Here is a 15,927-nt window from a genome sequence, read left to right on the forward strand (position 1 = left end):
TTTCGGTTTAGTGTTCGGCCAGGTCGCGGGACTTCAGGTCGATCCCGATGAAGTGCATGATGATGTCGGCCAACACGCCGAAGATCACGCCGATGACCGGAATGAGAATGACGGTCAGGATGGTGAAGTAGAGGTGGGACTCGTTGTAGAGATTGGCCCACCAGGCCATGATGCCGGTCAGCTTGCGGGTGTCGGCCACCATGACGATGGGCGCGCCGCCGCTGCCGGCGGCAAAGGCCATGGTCGGAGCCAGAAGCAGGCCGGTGACGAACATTGCCAGTAAAGCCTTGCCTTTCGTGAACATGCTGTTTCCCCTCCAAAAAGTTAGCGGACGATGAGTACCGAACACGGCGCGTGGCGCACGACCTTGGTGGCGACCGAACCGATCAGGTAATGCGACAAGCCCTTTCTTCCCTGGTGGCCCATGATGATCATGTCGATGCCCTTGTTCTTGGCATGGGCGATGATGAGATCGGCCGGCGAGACGCCCTGTTCCACGATGACCTCTGCATCAACGCCAGCGTCCTTGGCGACCTTGCCGTAATCCTGGGCAGCGGCCTTGGTGGTGGCGAACACTTTGTCGGTGATGGAGTTGACGTCGAGGTAATCGCCGAGGTCCATGAAATCTTCGGCCACGGTCATGATGGACAGCGTGGCTCCTTCAAGCTTGGCCAGGGCTATGGCTTTTTCCAGGACGGTCACTGCGTAGGGGGACTGATCGAGAGCGACGAGCATTTTCATGGGAACACCTCCTTGCCTGTTTAGGGCGACCTTGGCCGCGTTGTTTTCGCGCTGGTTAAAGCAAGGGGTGTGCCGGCGTGTTTATCTAGACGAAATTTATAGATAAAAGTTTTTCGTGAAAAAAAGCGCTTGACGAGTCTGCGCTTTTTTTGCGTATTCATAGCGCAAGAAATTGCTGATCGCGCAAAACGCGCAACGTCTCCGGTTGGTCAGGAGGTCTCATGCTGAGCCTGTTTCGCCGCCCTAGCGGCGCCGGTCCCTCGGAGGCCTACCTCAAAGGTCTGTCCGACTGGAGCATCCGCAAGAAACTGCTGGTCTTCCTCATCCCCCCCGTGGTGGTGGTCCTGGCCGCCACGGGGCTGGTGCTCAACGTCTTTTCCAACCGCTATATCGACATGGCCCTGGGCCGCACGACCCTGACCATGACCCTGGCCCAGGCCCACGAAATCGAGACCCTGCTGGAGGGGTGCCGAGAAGACATCGTGGCCTTGAGCTATCGTGCCATGACCCGGGAACGGCTGCGCCACTTCATGGAAGCCTCGGCCGCCGCCCGGGGCCAGCTCTATGCCGAGGCCGCTTATGTCGGCGACGGGCCGGACAACCAGTATGTGTTTATTAAAAGCGGGGAACGGGTGGAGGAGGTTCCCCCCGAGGTGATTCAGCAGGCCAAGAACAGCCCGCTGGTGGTTTCGCGCAAGGCCATCGATCTCAAGCGCGGCCAGGTGTCCTTGTCGGAATTGGTGGAGGTCTATTATCCGCCCACGGGTTTTGGCAGCAAACCCCGCCAGCGCGATCTGGCCTTGCTGCGGCTGACCTCGCCGGTGGTCGAAGAGACTGGACGGGTCGTCGGCTTCCTGGTCTTGTCCATTGACGTCAGGCAGTTACGCAACATCCTCTCCCTGTACAACTCGCCGCGCTCGCCCCTGGCGGGATTTAACCGCACGGCCGAGAATCGACTGAGTTTTTTTTGCGACGAACGGGGGTGGATCCTTTTCCAGTCCGATACCATCGACGACCCGGTGCGGGAGCTGTCCGTGGAGACGGTCAAGGCCGGGTTGTCCGGCGATCACGGCAAACCCGGCTACGACGGCGCGTTTCGTCCCGGCCCTCGCCACGAAACCTTCTGGCGTATGGTGACGGCCGTGCAGCAGGGCCACTCGGGACTCGAACGCGGCGAGGCCGATTTCGGATCATCCAAGATCGCCAGCAGCGACGACTTCATCGGCTACGCCCCAGTGCGTTTCCGGGGGCTGGGCGGGGAAGACGCCGAGATCGTGGGCGGCCTTGTCTACATCGACCGCAGTCTGCTCCCCCAGGCGGCCGAGTTCGGTCAGTTCAACATCCTTTTCGTCACCACCCTGGGCGCGGTCCTGGCCATGGCCGGCGGCATCATCATCCTGGCCCGGGTCATCACCAAGCCCATCCTGCGTCTGGCTGACGAAGTCCGGTCCATGCGCCTGGAAGGCCGGCTCCACGAGATCGACCTGCCTGACAGCGACCTGGACACGGCCACCCTCAAGCGCGCCATCAATCGTCTGGTGGCCGCCTTGCTGTCCAAGGAGATGGAAATCAAGGTGCGCGATGAGCGATTGCGCTCGGTGCGCGATCGGGAACGCGTCCAGCTGGTCGCGCCAGCATCGCGCCAGGTTTCGCGGGATGTCGCACTGGAAGATCTGGTCGGACACAGCCCGGCCATGGAGAACTTGCTCTCCCGCATACAAAAAATTGCCGTAACCGATGCCGACGTGCTCATTATCGGCGAAACCGGCACCGGCAAGGAGCTGACCGCCGAGGCCATCCACCGCCTGAGCCGCCGCAAGGACATGCCCTTTATCTCCATCAACTGCGGCGCGCTGGATGAAAACCTGCTCATGGACGCCCTGTTCGGGCATGTCAAAGGGGCCTTCTCCGAGGCCAAGAGCGACCGCAAGGGCGCGTTTCTGGCTGCCGACGGCGGTACCTTGCTCCTCGATGAGATCGGCAACGCCTCGCCCCGCGTCCAGCAGGCCCTGCTTCGCGCCTTGTCGGTGCGGCGCATCAGCCCCCTTGGCAGTGACGAGGAACAGGCTTTCGACGCCCGGGTCATCGCCGCCACCAATGTCAATCTCAAGGATCTGGTGGCCTCGGGCGAATTCCGTGAAGATCTATTCTACAGACTTCAAGTGCTGGCTGTGAACACGCCGGCCTTGCGCGACCGTCAGGATGACATCCCGGTTCTGGCCGGCTACTTCCTGAAGCTCGCCAGCCGGCGCATGGGCAAGGGCGAGCTGTCGCTGTCGCGCGGGGCCCTGGATAAACTCCTGCACCATGCCTGGCCGGGCAATGTCCGGGAACTCAAGAACTGCATCATCCGGGCGGCGGCTCTGGCCGAGCGGGAACTCATCCTGGCCGAGGACATCCATTTCGAGGACGCCATGCCCGGCGAACTCCCGGCTCAGGGGGCATTGGCGCCCCAGGCCGAAACGTCCCAGGAACCCCACATTCTTGATGCCCCCCTGTCCCAACGCCAGCGCAAGGCCCTGCGCGAACTTCTTGAGCGGCCGAATTTCTCGCGCAAGGACTACCAGGACGCTGGCGGCAGCGACGTGCCCCAACGCACCGCCCAGCACGATCTCCAGGATCTTGTTTCCCGAGGCATTGTGGTCAAGGAAGGCAAAGGCCCGTCCACCCGCTACCGCCTTGTCGGCCATCGCGAGTCGGTTTTCCAGGCCTAGCCCTCGGAGTGCACCGTCAGAACACGGATAGCGAACCTTCAATGGTCGGTGAGCGCGAAGAAAGGCGAGGCGTCGTTAGCCGAGAAAAAAGCGCGCCGCCGCCACGATGCCCATGCCCAGGGCCACTGGGCCAAAAAATCCCCGCGTGCGCAAGGCCAGGGCAAACGCCGCCAGCCCTGCCCACAAGACGACGTTGCCAAGGCCTATGTCGAACCGGCCGTCCGGGCGCAGCAAGGCCGGCGCGACCAGGGCGGCCAGCACCGCCGCCGGCACATGGGCCAGAAGCCGGATCGCCCAGGGAGCCAGCGTCCGGCCGGCCAAGGCCAGCAGCGGGGCGCTTCGGGTGAGGTAGGTCACCCCGGCCATGGCCACGATGGTCAGGCAGGCTTTCGCGTCATCCATTGTTCCACTCCATAGCCGCAAGCCGCGCCGGCAAGCCCGGCCGCCAGCGCCCCGTAACCGGTGATGCCCAGGGCGGCCGCGCCAAGGGACAGTCCGGCTCCGGCCACGGCCGCCGCCACCTGGGACGGGCCGGCCAACTGGCCGGCCAGCAAGGCCAGAAACATGCCCGGCAAGGCGAAATCCAGGGCAAAGGCCCGGCCGTCGCCCATGACGTCGCCGACAAGCAGGCCAAGGGCCGTGCCGCCGACCCAGGAGGCCTGGGCCAGGACGTTGATGGTCAGGGTGAGTCCCTTGTCCCGGTCACCGCGCCCGAAACGGGCGGCGTGGAGGGCAAAGCTCTCGTCGGTGAGTTCAAAGGCAAAGGCGGCCAGCTCCCGCTTGCGCCAGCCGCCAAGCAACGGCGACATGGCGGCGGCAAACAGCACGTGGCGCAAATTGACGGCAAAGGTCGTGGCCACGATGGAGGCCAACGCCGCGCCGGACGCAAAAAGTCCCACGGCCACGAGCTGGGCCGAGCCGGCATAGACCAGCACGGACATGAGCAGGACGTTTACCGCCGACAACCCCGCCCTGCCGGCCAGCACGCCGTAGGCCATGCCCACGGGCACGTAGCCAATGGCGATGGGCAAGGTCAGGGATACGGCGGTCTTGAAAACGCTCTGGCCGGGGATGTGCGGTGGCTGGTGTTGCATGGTATTGGGCTGGGATTGGAGCCTTTGGCAAAAAAGAAACCCGGCCGAAGCCGGGAATTTCAAGCCGCCTGAGCCACGGGAGCGCGGCGGCTAGTCGTCTTCGTCGCCGTCGCCGCCCATGCGGTCCTGATGGCGGTCGAGGGTGATGGAAAAGGCCACGGAATAGAAATGGTGGAAGAAATCGACGTATTCCACGTACACGTCGGGCGGCACGGTGAGCATGGCCGGGGAGTAGTTGATGATGCCCTTGACGCCGGCTTCGATGAGGAAATTCGTGGCGCGCTGGGCTCGGTTGACCGGGGTGGTGATAAGCCCGATCTCAATGCCCAGTTCCTTGACCGCATCCTTGAGGCGGCGGGTGCAGACCACTTCCAGGCCGGAGATTTCCTCGCCGATCTTGAAGGGGTCGCAATCGAAAGCCCCGACGATGTCGAAACCGCGAAATTTGAAGTCCTGATGGCGCAGCAGCGCCTTGCCCAGATTGCCGACGCCGACCAGGGCGCACTTCCAAACGCGATCAACGCCCAGGGAGTGCTTGATGGAGTAGATGAGATCCTGGACGTGGTAACCGACGCCGCGGACGCCGAATTCGCCGAAGTAGGCGAGGTCTTTGCGGATCTGGGACGGATTGACGGAGCAGGTGCGGGCGAGAAGCTCGGAGGAGACGACTTGCGAGCCTTCGCGCTTGAGGGTCTCGAGCACTTGCACGTACATGGCCAGCCGTTTGATCGTGGCCTTGGGGATGTGTTCGCTTTTCAAGGCGTCACTCGTTTGCGCGTGCAGGTTGCTGGGAAAAAAAAAGGAGGCCGGGGCTCCCGGCCTCCTTTCGGTCAAACCGTCATTAGCCGGTGATGATCTTCGCGAAGGGGTGGGCGAAGAGCAGGATCAGGCAGACGACCAGGGCGTAAATGGCCAGGGATTCGATGAAGGCCATGCCGAGGATCAGGGTGACGGTGATTTTGCCGCCGGCCTCGGGGTTGCGAGCGGTGCCTTCGCAGGCGGCCTTCAGGCCCAGACCCTGACCAAGACCGCAGCCGGCGGCGGCCAGGCCCATGCCGATGGCGGTGGCCCAGGAGATGGTGCCGATGGCGCCCATGGCGCCGGCGGTGTCGGCGGCGAAGGCCACGGAAGCAAGGGCGAGCAGGGCAGCGGTCGAGAAGATGGTCATGAAAGCCTTACGCATGTCGATCCTCCTGAAAAACAGGTGTTTAAAGTTACGGTCCTAAGGACCATTTCCCCCAATCCTAGTGCGCGTGGTCCAGCGATCCCTTGAGGTAGATCATGGCCAGCATGAAGAACACGAAGGCCTGGATGCAGTCGGCCAGCGAGAACAGGAAGTACATCGGGAAGGTGCCGACCACCGGAGCCAGGGCGAAAAGCAGGACCAGAACGATTTCCTCGCCGCGGATGTTGCCGAAAAGACGCAGCGTGAGCGAAAGCGGCCGGGCCAAGTGCGAGATGATTTCGATGGGCAGCATCAGGGGAACCAGCCACCAGAACGGTCCCATGAAGTGCTTGATGTAGCCGGCGCCCCACATGCGGATGCCCCAGAAATTGTAGTAGGCGAACACGGTCAAGGCCATGGCGGCGTTGGTGTTCACGTTGTTGGTCGGGGAATCGAGGCCCGGCACCAGACCGATGAGGTTGCCGGTGATGATGAACAGGAACAGGGCGCACAGGAACGGATAGACCTTGCGGCCTTTCTCGCCGATGTTTTCGACGACGAAGGACTCAAGGCCGCCGACCACGACTTCAAAGAAGTTCTGCAGTCCGCTGGGAACCATGGCCAGCTTGCGTGTGGCCAGCGTGCCCAGGATGATGAGCAGGACCATGGCAAACCAGGCGTAAATCACGTTGGAATCGATGACCTGGGCGTGGAAGACGTCGTTGAGCTTATACAGCCCGACTGCCTTCGCGGCCTCGTCGACGAGCAGAACCGGATGCGGCAACCCACCAGCCATGTCCTATGCCTCCTTTCCCGTAAGCGTTTGGTGCGTCTTGGAGCCGGCGTGGCGCGCGACGCCCCAGACGATGAAATTGACCACCACCGTGGCGATGCCGGCCAGAAGCGGCAACGGCGTAGCCCCAAACCAGACGATCAAACCGAAAAGCACAAGGCCGGTAAGAGCCAGCCGGAAGTAAAACCGGGCCAGCACCGCCGCTATGGCCTCGCGCTTGTTCCCAAAACCGGTGATCCGCTGGCCGAACTTGGCCAGGGAACAGAAATTGGCCGTGATGATGGCCGTGCCGGCCGCGAACGACCAAGCCGCCACCGAAACCCCGGCAAAAGGCAGACAGACGACGCAGACAAGCGCCGTCAACACAAGCTGGTTGCGCACCAGCTCGCGCACCTCGGGATGCACGTAGCCACGCCGGTACAACCAGCGATCCAGCCCATCCCTAAGGTTTTGCATCATCTTGCCCATGCTCTTGGTGTTCCTCGGCGTCTGCCTTCTGAATCTTTCGAACCTCAAGCACCATGTTCTTGAATCCGGCGGCAATGCCCAGAATCAAAAACGTCAGCAAAAGCCAAGGCTTGGTTCCAAGCCAGCGGTCCAACCACCAGCCGAGGAGCAGCCCCACAAAGGTGGCCGACACCAGATTGAGACCCACCACCGATGCCGAAGCGATGGACTCCCGAACCGCCTTGTCCTTGATCAACTTGCCAAGCATTTCAAAGGCTCCTGCCTTGCGACAGGCGACACTCCCCGCGGCCCGCTGGCCGGCGCTCGTGCACAAGTTCACAAGTCCCGACGGCCTAGCATGGTCGCCCGCCAAAAGTCAACGGGGCTTGCCCATTTTTGAACGAGCGCCGACTCCGCCCGCAACGCGTAATCCCCTACCCGAAATTCATGACAACAGCCAGAAGTTGTTGTACCCCACGGATAGCGGAGAACCGTCCCCGCAAGGAGGTATCGCCATGAAACGTCTTTTCGTCCCCGCCTTCCTCGTCGGCCTGCTGCTCGTCGCCGCCACGGCAAACGCCCAAACCCAGTTCTACTGCGTCAAACCCGACGGCATGCCCGTCGCCGCCATCGTCATGCCCTACGGAACCAGCCACGACCCCAGCGTCGTGTGCAACGCCGCCGTGCCCCAATGCTACCTGACCTGCGGCGCCGTCATGCAAGTCCAAAACGGCGTCGCCGTCCAACCCAACCTGCCCACCATCCAAGTCACCCAGCAAATGCTCAACTCCCTGGGCAACGGCGCGCCCGAAACCCCGGAATACTGCGCCAAACAATACCAATCCTGCGTCGCCAAATGCCGCGGCGACAAAGCCTGCATCGCCTACTGCCAGTCCGTGCGCTCCGGCTGCGGCACCGGCAATAGACAATAAATAACGCCAGAGCGCTGTCAGGGCGCTGCCAGGGCGCTGCCCTGGACCCGCACGGGCGCTGCCCGTGACCCGGCAGGGTTCCACCCTGCACCCGCCGGGGGGATAATCCCCCCGGACCCCCTAGCTGTCTGTGGCGGGCGGGGGCACCACAAACGGGTGCAGAAAACGCGCCTGCCAGGATGTTTTTGGCCCCCGGCCGTCTGGGAGGAGTCGCAAACGGGCCGAGTGGCGCGGTGCGCGCGGGGAAAAGAGGCGCTGGCGCGCTGGGCGGCTGCGCCGCATGGGGCGTCGGAATGGGCCGCCGATACACCCGGCTTGCGCCGGGAGTTCGGCGACAGCCCATTCCGACGCCCCGGTTCGCCCGGGAAAGGCATGGGGTTGCCTTAGCGGCGTCCCGGCAGCAAACCGGCCCCCGTTTCTCGCGAGTCTTTATTTCGCCGCCGTTGCTTCCCAAAAGTTCTTCCTCTACACATGCGACGCCGGCTTTGGGGCGTCGCCGGCTGGTTGGGGTCGGGATTGGGGCCGATGAGCCAGCCGCGCCAGCGGCGGCAGCATCGGCCCCAATCCCGACCCCAATCTTGGGGCCCTCGCGGTCCGAATCGCCCTCGCCGTCCGCCGCCCCAGGTCGGGGGTCCGGGGGGCTGAGCCCCCCGGCGGGTCACGGGCAGCGCCCGTGCGGGTCCGGGCAGCGCCCGGTGGGTCCAGGGCAAAGCCCTGGCAGGGTCTGGGACAGCGTCCCAGCGGGGTCGGGCAGCGCCCGTACGACTGGGGAAGCGCCCCGGCCAAGGAGACGCGCCATGCAGCGAGCGCCGCTTATTGCGTTGTTGACGGATTTCGGGTTGTCCGACCCGTATGTGGGCCAGATGAAGGCGGTGCTGGCCTGCGCCGCGCCGTGGGCGACGCTGCTTGACGTGAGCCATGGCGTGGCCATGGGCGACGTGGCCCAGGCGTCGTTTTTTCTGGCCGCGACGTTGCCGTGGCTGCCGCCGGGATCGGTTGTGGCGGCGGTGGTTGATCCGGGCGTGGGCACGGCCCGGCGGATCATCGCGGCGGAGCTGGACGGGCGCTTTGTGCTGGCCCCGGACAACGGGCTTTTGACTTTGGCCTTGGCCCGGGCCGAGACCGTGCGCGCGTTTGACGCCACGCCGCATCTGGCTCCGGCCAGCGCCACGTTTCACGGGCGCGACGTGTTCGCGCCGTTGGCGGCCCGGCTGGCGGCGGGCGACGCCGTCGAGCAGCTTGGGCCGCTGTTGCCTCGGGAGGGGTTGGTCGCGCTGCCGGGGCTTTCGGCCGAGCGGCGGGGCGAGGCGGTTTCATCCCGGGTATTGTCCGTCGATGTTTTCGGCAATGTGGTCACGAGCTGCGACGTGGAGCGGTTCGGGGACTTCCGCCTGGCCCGGCTGATCGCGCCCGTGGGCCGGGAGCTGGTCCGGGCGGCGACGTATGGCGAGCTTTCGTCGGGCGCGGTGGGATTTCTGGCCGGCAGCCAGGGCTATCTGGAGCTGGCGGTGCGGGACGGCTCGGCAGCGGCGGCCCTTGGGCTGTCGCGGGGCGATTTTCTGGAATTCTGGTTGCCGGAGGGCGGCGCGTGAGCATGTGGCGGCATTATCTGGCGGCCTTGGGATTTCTGACCCGGCTGGGGCCGGCGGTGCGCGACCCGGACATGGCTGCCTGCGTGCCGTGTTTTCCGCTGGTGGGCGCGACGCTGGGGCTGGTTTTGGCCGTGCCCTTGGCGCTGGGGTTTTTCGGCGGCCATCCTTTGGCCGGGGCGTTTGCTTATGCCGTGGGCAATCTGGCGTTGACGCGCGGTCTGCATCTTGATGGGTTCGCCGACGTGGCCGACGCCTGGGGCAGCTTCACCCGGGGCGAGCGGTTTTTCGCCATTATGAAAGATAGCCGCATCGGGGCCTTTGGCGGCATGGCCATCGCCGTGGCTCTGGTTGGCCAGACGGCTTTGGGGGCCGAGCTTTTGGGCGCGGGCAAGGTCTGGCTCCTGGCCGCCGCGCCGGTGGCCGGGCGAGGGCTGGCCGTGGCGCTCATGGGCTGCTGCCGGGATCTGGGCCGGCCGGGCCTGGGATCGCTGTGCCTGCCGGGCGCGACGAACCGGGTCACGGTTTGTTGCATCGCTTTCGGGCTGGCCGCGCTTTGGGCGGCCGGCGGGCTTTGGGCGGCGGCCTGGGGCGCGGCGCTATGCGGGGTGGTGCTGTGGCGGCTGACCGCGCTTGCCCGGGAGCAGGGCGGCATCAACGGCGATTTTTTGGGCGCGGCCATTGTGGCCGGGGAACTGTGCGCCCTGGCCGGAGGATTGCTCTAAGAATGGCCCGTGTCTTGCAAAGTAGGCGGCCAGACTGACAAAATCCCGGCAGGTGCGATGTGGCCAAGCCTTTTCGATTCAACCTTGAGCGTGTGCTCGACATCCGGGGCCAGTTGGAAGAGCGGGCCAAGATGGAGCTTGGCAAGGCCAGCGCCGCCTGCACGGCCAAGCAGCGCGAAATCGACCGCATCATCAATGAGAAAAACGCCCGCGAGGCGTCCATGTCGCAAAAGGCCGTGGTGACGCCCGAGGAGCTGTGGCTCTGGCAGGCCTACCGCAAACGGCTGGTGGCCGACATCCAGACCGGGCAGGTGAAGCTGGCCGAGCTGGAAGAGGTCCGAGAACGCTGCCGCCGCACCCTGGTGACGCGGTCCAAAGACAAGAAACTTTTGGAAAAACTCAAGTCCAATAAGGCGGAACGCCATGCCCAGCAAGAAAAGCTCGCCGAGCAGAACGAAAACGACGACATGGCGTCCATCCGCTACCAGCCGCCGGTTTACTGACATGGGCGAGAAGTTCGTGGCCGCCTGCGAACGGCTGGCCGGCCGCATCGCCCCCCGGGCCACCAAGGTGCTCGGCGTGTTCGTGATGCTGGCCGCGATCAAGCTCGGCATCCTCGTGTTCATGGGCCTGGACATGCTCCTGCCCGACCCGCCCGCGCCCGTGGTCACGGCCCCGCGCCTGCCTGTCGCGCCCTTGCCCGGCCCCCTGGCCGGCCCGGCTCCGGTCCTAGCCCAGCAAAATCCGCTGCCGCCGGCCACCGTGCCGCCCAGCCCCACGCCGCCGGCACCCACGCCCGGCTCGCCCGACGTCAACGCCCTGCTCAAGCGCCAGGACGAGCTGGACCAGCGCGAACAGTCGCTCAAGACCCTTGAGGCGGAACTGAACAATCGCATGACCAAGCTCAAGGACATGGAAACGAACCTCAAGGCCATGCTTGAGGAAGCCAAGGGCGTTAAGGACCAGAAGCTGAAGCACTTGATCGACGTCTATTCCAACATGAACGCCAAGCAGGCGGCCAAGGTGCTGGAGACCCTGGACAACGCCATCGCGGTCAAAATTCTGGCAGGCATGCGCGGACGCCAGGCCGGCGACGTGCTCAACAACATGGAAGCCAAGAAGGCGGCCGGGCTGACGGAAATGCTCACTTCCATGCAGCTGCCGCCCCAGGCCGAGTAGGCATGGCGCGACTGCGGCTGACCCTGGCCTACGACGGCACGGATTTCGCCGGCTGGCAGATCCAGGCGGCCGGCGGAGGACGCACGGTCCAGGGGTGTCTGGAAGAGGCGTTGGCCACGCTGTGCGGCCGGGCCGTGCGGGTCCACGGGGCCGGGCGCACCGACTCCGGGGTCCACGCCCTGGCCCAGGTGGCCCATGTCGACGTGCCCGAACATCGGGCCGGGCTGCCCTGGGGCAAGGCGCTCACGGCGCTTCTGCCCAAGGACGTGGCCGTGACCGAGGCGCGGCTGGTCGCCCCGGATTTTCATTCCCGCTTTGACGCCACGGGCAAGGAATACCGCTATACGCTGTGGACGCGGCCAGGGCATGTGCTGCCCTGGCGGCGGCCCTACGTCTGGGACGTGGGGCGCTACGGAGCCCTTGACGTGGCGGCCATGGAGGCCTGCGCCGGGCTGTTTGTCGGCGAGCACGATTTCGCCGCCTTCCAGAACGCCGGCACCGACGTTCATTCCACGGTGCGCCGGGTCTGGGACGTGTCGCGTCTGGCCGGGACCGGCCCGGACGAGACGGTCTGGCGGTTTCACGGCGAGGGATTTCTCAAGCAGATGGTGCGCAACCTCATGGGCGCGCTGGTGGCCGTGGGGCGGGGCAAGGCGACGCCCGAGGACGTCGCGGCCTTGCTTGCGGCCGGCGACCGGCGGCGCGCGCCGGGCACGGCCCCTGCCCAGGGGCTTTGCCTGCACGCGGTGGAATATGGCGCGCCCGGCCTGGGTGACAAGCCTGCCGAACCGGCCGGGTCAACGCCCTGAATCCCCACGGCTTCCGCCGCATCGTTTAAAAGGCACGACACAAAACGTAACGGGTCGTGACGATTCCTCGTCACGGCCCGTTCGACGCGCATCAACTATTCCCTCCGGCCGCTTCGGCCCCCCTTGTCCCTGCTGGGGTTTCCAAAGGGGCTCAGCCCCTTTGGCCGCCGGAGCACTCTTCCTCTTTTCTTCTCTTCTCTTCTCTCTCGCCCTTACCGCGAAGCGCGCAGGCCTTCGCGGAGTTGGACCAAGGTCCAGCCGCCTTTTTTGAGGGCTTTGGCGGCCATGGGGCTGACTTCGCCGGCGATGACGAGCTTTTTGATCTTGGCGCCCTTGGCTGTGGCGGCGTCGCCGAGGATGGCGGCGATATCGGCCACACCCGGGGTCCAGGCCAGGTAGTCCAGGGGGAAGGCGGCCAGGATGCCGCCGTTTTGGGTCTCGGCCAGAACGAACTTGCCGGCGGTGATGAAGCTTTTGATGGGGTCGGTGGTTGCGCTTAAGTTGGCGTACAGTTCGGCCATGCGGGTGCGGAAAAAGGCCAGATCGGCGTTGTTGGTGAATAGCGCGAACTTCACGAAGGCCGGCCGGCCGGCGACGTTGGTCATGCGGTCCAGGGCCAGCACGAAGCGGGTCTGCAGGATGGGGTCGAAGTTGGGGTTTTCCACGAAGAGTTCCGCCTGTTCCGGGGAAACGCCCATGGCTTTGAGGCGTTCGCGGTTGGAGGCAAAGAGATCCTCGGGCGGGATGGAGACGTCCACGGCGCTTTGGGGGATGAGGTTGGCGTTGTTGATAAACGTCAGCGCCGCGCCGCCGGGGATGGCGGCCGAGGCGGCAAACGAGCCGAAGAAGCCGGCTCCGGCCAGCCGCTTGAGGGATTTTTGGAGCACCGGGTTGTCGGAGTAGGGATTGACGGCAAAGGCCTTGGCGTATTCGCGCTTGGCCCGGTTGTAGCCGAGCAGTTCGCCCACGGTCCCGTCATCGCCGGTGGGACGGTCGCTTTTGGTGGTGGCCCGGGAGAAGGATTTGCCGACGTTGGACAGACTGTCGGCTGGGTGGACGATGAGGTTGAAGGCCCCGGTGACGGCTCCGGCGGCGGACTTGGCCACGGATTTGCCGATTTCGGCCCCGGCGTTGACCTGGTCCATGGCGGCGGCGGCGTTGAGTTCCTGGATGGTGGCGTAGAGCTTGGCCGTGGATTCCACGCGCAGGTCGCCGGATTTGGGCGTGTGGATGATATAGGTGTTGATGTAGCCGTCGTTGACCACCTTGTCGTCCACGCTGTGGTTGGGGCCGACCAGCACGGGATCGGGGAGCAGGGCGGCGGCGGACAGGGTGGGGGGATTTTCCGTGGCCTCGGCCGGGGTCGGTTTGGCGGCTGTCGCGGCCAGGGGCCAAAGGCAGGTCGTGGCCGCGACGAGGGCGGCGGCGAGCAGGCGGCGATGGAACATGCGGGACTCCTTGGCGATGGGATGGGTCGAGCATACCCGGGGCCAGGGCATTTGTCATGGTTGGCTTTACAGTTTCCCGGTCCGGTATTAGTTGTCGCGCGGAAGTCAAAGGAGGCTTGCCGTGGAGATCATCAAGGAACCCTCGGCCCTACGGGAGCTTGCCGGACAGTGGACGCGCCAGGGCCGCAGCGTCGGCTTCGTGCCCACCATGGGCTATCTGCACGCCGGCCACGAAAGCCTCATGCGTCTGGCCCGGCAGCGGGCCGAGACGGTGGTGGCCAGCGTTTTCGTCAACCCCACCCAGTTCGGGCCGGGCGAAGACCTCGACGCCTATCCGCGCGATCTGAAGCGTGACGCCGCCTTGGCCGAGGCGGCCGGGGTGGACGTGCTTTTTGCGCCCAGTCCCGAAGCCATGTACGAGCCGGCGGCGGCCACGTGGGTGGAAGTGCCGACCCTGGCCCGGCATCTGTGCGGCGCGTCGCGGCCGACCCATTTTCGGGGCGTGTGCACGGTGGTGGCCAAGCTTTTTTTGCTGGTGCGCCCAACAGTGGCGGTCTTTGGGCAAAAGGACTGGCAGCAATTGGCGATTCTCCGGCGCATGAACGCGGACTTGGGCTTTGGCGTGGAGATCGTGGGCGGCCCCATCGTACGCGAGGCCGACGGGCTGGCCCTGTCTTCGCGCAACGTGCGGCTGACACCTGAAGAACGGGAGCAGGCCCCGGGCATCAATGCCGGCCTGGCCCTGGCCGAAGCCATGGTCCGGGCCGGCGAGGCTGAGGCCGGCCGCATCCTGGACGCGGTGCGGGCGCACTATGCGGCCCATGTACCGCTGGGGGAGATCGACTATCTGTCCTGCGTCGATCCGGACAGCCTGGAGGCGGTGGAAGCCATTGATCGGTCGGCGCTTTTTGCGGCGGCGGTGCGGTTTAGCGCCGTGCGGCTCATCGACAACCGTTTGGCCACGGATTTGCCGCGTTAACGTCATGGCGTACCGGGTTGCTTTTTTGCGTTTCCAGGGGTAGGGACTCGAATTTCAGTTTCCAACGAAGTAGACATATTGCATTGGAGCTGACGTCGCCAGCATAGAGGCGGCCGGCTCAAGGAGGATATCCCGTATGATCAACGCCAAGGGCCGGTATCTTTTCAGCTCGGAATCCGTGACTGAGGGCCATCCGGACAAGGTCGCCGACCAGATTTCCGACGGCATTCTCGACGCCATCCTGGCCCAGGATCCCGACGCCCACGTGGCCTGCGAAACTCTGGTCACCACCGGTCTGGCTTTCATCGCCGGCGAGATCACCACCAAGGCCTACGCCGACTTCCCGTCCATCGTGCGCGAGACGGTCAAGGAAATCGGCTACAACAGTTCCACCATGGGCTTTGACTGGGAAACCTGCGCCGTCATCTCCTCGGTGGACAAGCAGTCCGTGGACATCGCCCAGGGCGTGTCGCGCACCAAGCCCGAGGACCAGGGCGCCGGCGACCAGGGCATGATGTTCGGCTTTGCCTGCGACGAGACCGAGACGCTGATGCCCGCGCCCATCTACTGGGCGCACAAGCTGTCGCGCCGGTTGACCGAGGTGCGCAAGTCCGGGGTGCTTGATTTCCTGCGCCCCGACGGCAAGACCCAGGTGGCCGTGGAATACGTCGACGGCAAACCCGTGCGCATCGACAACGTGGTGGTGGCCAGCCAGCACGCCGAGAACATCTCCCACGCCGACCTGTGCGACGCGGTGAAAAAAGAAGTCATCTTCCACACCCTGCCCGAGTCGCTGGTGGACAAGAACACCAAGATCTACATCAACACCACCGGCCGGTTCGTCATCGGCGGCCCCATGGGCGACTGCGGCCTGACCGGGCGCAAGATCATCCAGGACACCTACGGCGGCATGGGCAACCATGGCGGCGGCGCGTTCTCGGGCAAGGATCCCTCCAAGGTGGACCGCTCGGGCGCCTACATGGCCCGGTATGTGGCGAAAAACATGGTGGCCAGCGGCGCTTGCAAGCGTTGCGAGGTTCAGATCGCCTATTGCATCGGCGTGGCCGAGCCGCTGTCGGTGCTGGTGACCTCCATGGGCTCCAGCGACATTCCGGACGAGGCCCTGACCAAGGCCGTGCGCGAGGTCTTCGACCTGCGCCCCTACTACATCTCCAAGCGCCTGGACCTCAAACGGCCCATCTACAAGCCGACGTCCTGCTACGGCCACTTCGGCCGTGAGCAGGCCGGGTTCACCTGGGAAGTGACCGACGCCGCGGCCGATCTGCGCACGGCGCTGAAGATCTAGCGACCA

The 15,927-nt window shown here is 65.0% G+C and carries 19 protein-coding genes; 9 read left to right on the forward strand and 10 right to left on the reverse strand.

The genetic code is table 11. The features are described from left to right. Positions 1–7: 7 nt before the first annotated feature. Positions 8–304, reverse strand: coding sequence for a DVU0150 family protein (locus C3Y92_RS02015; protein ID WP_129349020.1), 297 nt, complete (start codon positions 302–304; stop codon positions 8–10). A gap of 20 nt (positions 305–324) precedes the next feature. After that, positions 325–741 carry a universal stress protein gene (locus C3Y92_RS02020; protein WP_129349022.1) on the reverse strand — a complete coding sequence of 139 codons (417 nt, stop codon included), beginning with the start codon at positions 739–741 and terminating at the stop codon, positions 325–327. Positions 742–962: 221 nt separating this feature from the next. Between C3Y92_RS02020 and C3Y92_RS02025 the strand changes: the two genes are divergently transcribed. Continuing rightward, positions 963–3,455 (forward strand): sigma 54-interacting transcriptional regulator, encoded by a 2,493-nt coding sequence (locus tag C3Y92_RS02025; protein ID WP_129349024.1) that lies wholly within the window; start codon positions 963–965, stop codon positions 3,453–3,455. 75 nt (positions 3,456–3,530) lie between these two features. Here the strand turns inward: C3Y92_RS02025 and C3Y92_RS02030 are convergent, their stop codons facing one another. The 7 genes from C3Y92_RS02030 to C3Y92_RS02060 all read right to left on the reverse strand — a co-directional run bounded on the left by C3Y92_RS02030 (position 3,531) and on the right by C3Y92_RS02060 (position 7,222). Then, complete coding sequence (locus tag C3Y92_RS02030; protein WP_129349026.1) at positions 3,531–3,857, reverse strand: AzlD domain-containing protein; 327 nt, start codon at positions 3,855–3,857, stop codon at positions 3,531–3,533. Continuing rightward, positions 3,833–4,549 (reverse strand): AzlC family ABC transporter permease, encoded by a 717-nt coding sequence (locus C3Y92_RS02035; protein ID WP_129349028.1) that lies wholly within the window; start codon positions 4,547–4,549, stop codon positions 3,833–3,835. The genes C3Y92_RS02030 and C3Y92_RS02035 overlap by 25 nt, the downstream gene beginning before the upstream one ends. Positions 4,550–4,639: 90 nt before the next feature. Beyond that, the gene (locus C3Y92_RS02040) at positions 4,640–5,308 is read right to left on the reverse strand and encodes a redox-sensing transcriptional repressor Rex (protein ID WP_006920013.1); all 669 of its coding nucleotides are present in this window, start codon (positions 5,306–5,308) and stop codon (positions 4,640–4,642) included. Between the two features lie 82 nt (positions 5,309–5,390). Next, positions 5,391–5,732, reverse strand: coding sequence for an ATP synthase F0 subunit C (gene atpE, locus C3Y92_RS02045; RefSeq protein WP_006920014.1), 342 nt, complete (start codon positions 5,730–5,732; stop codon positions 5,391–5,393). Between the two features lie 61 nt (positions 5,733–5,793). Further along, positions 5,794–6,510, reverse strand: coding sequence for a F0F1 ATP synthase subunit A (atpB, locus tag C3Y92_RS02050; RefSeq protein ID WP_129349030.1), 717 nt, complete (start codon positions 6,508–6,510; stop codon positions 5,794–5,796). A 3-nt stretch (positions 6,511–6,513) separates the two neighbouring features. After that, a complete protein-coding gene (locus tag C3Y92_RS02055; RefSeq protein WP_129349032.1) occupies positions 6,514–6,975 on the reverse strand; it encodes an ATP synthase subunit I in 462 nt (153 codons plus the stop codon). Beyond that, positions 6,950–7,222: an AtpZ/AtpI family protein gene (locus tag C3Y92_RS02060; protein ID WP_129349034.1), complete on the reverse strand. Its 273-nt coding sequence runs from the start codon at positions 7,220–7,222 to the stop codon at positions 6,950–6,952. The genes C3Y92_RS02055 and C3Y92_RS02060 overlap by 26 nt, the downstream gene beginning before the upstream one ends. 247 nt (positions 7,223–7,469) lie before the next feature. Between C3Y92_RS02060 and C3Y92_RS02065 the strand changes: the two genes are divergently transcribed. The 6 genes from C3Y92_RS02065 to truA all read left to right on the forward strand — a co-directional run bounded on the left by C3Y92_RS02065 (position 7,470) and on the right by truA (position 12,188). Continuing rightward, positions 7,470–7,886 (forward strand): hypothetical protein, encoded by a 417-nt coding sequence (locus C3Y92_RS02065; protein ID WP_129349036.1) that lies wholly within the window; start codon positions 7,470–7,472, stop codon positions 7,884–7,886. 797 nt (positions 7,887–8,683) lie between these two features. Then, the gene (locus C3Y92_RS02070) at positions 8,684–9,478 is read left to right on the forward strand and encodes an SAM hydrolase/SAM-dependent halogenase family protein (RefSeq protein ID WP_129349038.1); all 795 of its coding nucleotides are present in this window, start codon (positions 8,684–8,686) and stop codon (positions 9,476–9,478) included. A 2-nt stretch (positions 9,479–9,480) separates the two neighbouring features. Further along, positions 9,481–10,200, forward strand: coding sequence for an adenosylcobinamide-GDP ribazoletransferase (locus C3Y92_RS02075; RefSeq protein ID WP_235669683.1), 720 nt, complete (start codon positions 9,481–9,483; stop codon positions 10,198–10,200). A 59-nt stretch (positions 10,201–10,259) separates the two neighbouring features. Continuing rightward, positions 10,260–10,703: a flagellar export protein FliJ gene (gene fliJ / locus C3Y92_RS02080; protein WP_129349042.1), complete on the forward strand. Its 444-nt coding sequence runs from the start codon at positions 10,260–10,262 to the stop codon at positions 10,701–10,703. A gap of 1 nt (position 10,704) precedes the next feature. Further along, positions 10,705–11,379, forward strand: coding sequence for a MotE family protein (locus C3Y92_RS02085; RefSeq protein ID WP_129349044.1), 675 nt, complete (start codon positions 10,705–10,707; stop codon positions 11,377–11,379). Positions 11,380–11,381: 2 nt separating this feature from the next. Beyond that, positions 11,382–12,188 (forward strand): tRNA pseudouridine(38-40) synthase TruA, encoded by an 807-nt coding sequence (truA, locus tag C3Y92_RS02090; protein WP_129349046.1) that lies wholly within the window; start codon positions 11,382–11,384, stop codon positions 12,186–12,188. Positions 12,189–12,400: 212 nt separating this feature from the next. On the opposite strand, the gene C3Y92_RS02095 is transcribed toward truA, so the two are convergent. Then, on the reverse strand, positions 12,401–13,636 hold the full coding sequence (locus tag C3Y92_RS02095) for a hypothetical protein (RefSeq protein WP_165352039.1): 1,236 nt from the start codon (positions 13,634–13,636) through the stop codon (positions 12,401–12,403). Between the two features lie 121 nt (positions 13,637–13,757). On the opposite strand from C3Y92_RS02095, the gene panC reads away from it, so the two are divergent. Continuing rightward, the gene (gene panC / locus C3Y92_RS02100) at positions 13,758–14,615 is read left to right on the forward strand and encodes a pantoate--beta-alanine ligase (protein ID WP_129349050.1); all 858 of its coding nucleotides are present in this window, start codon (positions 13,758–13,760) and stop codon (positions 14,613–14,615) included. 136 nt (positions 14,616–14,751) lie between these two features. Continuing rightward, positions 14,752–15,921, forward strand: coding sequence for a methionine adenosyltransferase (gene metK, locus C3Y92_RS02105; RefSeq protein WP_015862821.1), 1,170 nt, complete (start codon positions 14,752–14,754; stop codon positions 15,919–15,921). Positions 15,922–15,927: the final 6 nt, after the last annotated feature.

The organism is Solidesulfovibrio carbinolicus, assembly GCF_004135975.1.
Classification (GTDB): Bacteria; Desulfobacterota; Desulfovibrionia; order Desulfovibrionales; family Desulfovibrionaceae; genus Solidesulfovibrio; species Solidesulfovibrio carbinolicus.